1 pseudogene is annotated in these 1,024 nt (G+C 62.7%); it reads right to left on the reverse strand.

Annotated features, from left to right (window positions below):
* A pseudogene (locus IC66_RS0142325) lies at positions 1 to 858 on the reverse strand (IS5-like element ISBj2_B family transposase); the annotation flags it as partial.
* Positions 859 to 1,024 lie beyond the last annotated feature (166 nt).

Here is a 1,024-nt window from a genome sequence, read left to right on the forward strand (position 1 = left end):
GAACTCATAGGGCGCGGCGGCCTTGCCCTTGCCGATGCACTCGACCTCCGGAGCATGGAAGGAATACAACTTCCAGCCGCGCTGGCGCTGCTGCTGCGAGCCGATCTGGGTGGCTCGGCTCAGCGGCAGGGCGAATGCCCCCTCCAATGCGGCCTGGCCCTCGGTCTTGCGGCGAATGTCGCGGATGATCCGGCCCAGCCGGCTGCGCAGGATGCGCAGCTGTCGCTGATGCCGGTTGAATTGTTTGGCATGAGCGTAGCGGCCCGCCATCATCGCCGCGCTTTTGGCCACGCGAACATAGGATTGCCGGAGCCTGACCCCGTGCTTCCTCGCCAGGCGGTTCAACCCGCGGATCGCTGCATGCAGCAGCTTGGCGTCGGTCGGGAAGCTGATGGCCTTCGGTTGGACGGTCGTGTCGACCGTGACCCGCTTGAGGTCCTGGCTGCGCAACGCACCGCTCGCGTGCGCCACGCGAAGGCTCTCGGCCAACAACCGCTCCAGCTTGTCGCCGAGCCGCTTGCGCCAGTGGCTCAGGTCTGAGCGCTCATGCGGGAAAACGTGCTGGAAAAACTCTTCGCCGGTGAAGAACTGGAAGTACGGATCGTGGACCCAGCGCTCGCACACCCCCTCATCGGACAGGCCGTAGATGTGCTTGAGCAGCAGCAATCCGATCATGAAGCGGGTCGCGATACCCGGCCTGCCGTTGTCGCTGTAGAGCGGCGCGATCTCGCCGTCGATCCAGTCCCAATCGACCCTGCCGGCGAGCAGAACCAGCTCGTGTCGCATGTTGATGATCTGGTCCAGCCGGGACCGGAACAGATCGTTCGAGCCTGTCGTCCTGTGCTTCTTTGGTCGCATCGGTCCCTCCGATGCAGCACAGAATCACGGTTCGCAGCGGCAGGGAAATCCAAAATCGAAATTGCAGGTTTTTGCTGTGAAGCCCCAATCCCCTGCAATCTCAAATGCCGCCGCAACCGGAAAACAGACTCTCAATCAAGTGCTTGGAGGCTTGTTCACGGACAAC

The sequence above is a fragment of the Bradyrhizobium genomosp. III genome (genome assembly GCF_000261705.1).
GTDB lineage: Bacteria > Pseudomonadota > Alphaproteobacteria > Rhizobiales > Xanthobacteraceae > Bradyrhizobium > Bradyrhizobium ottawaense.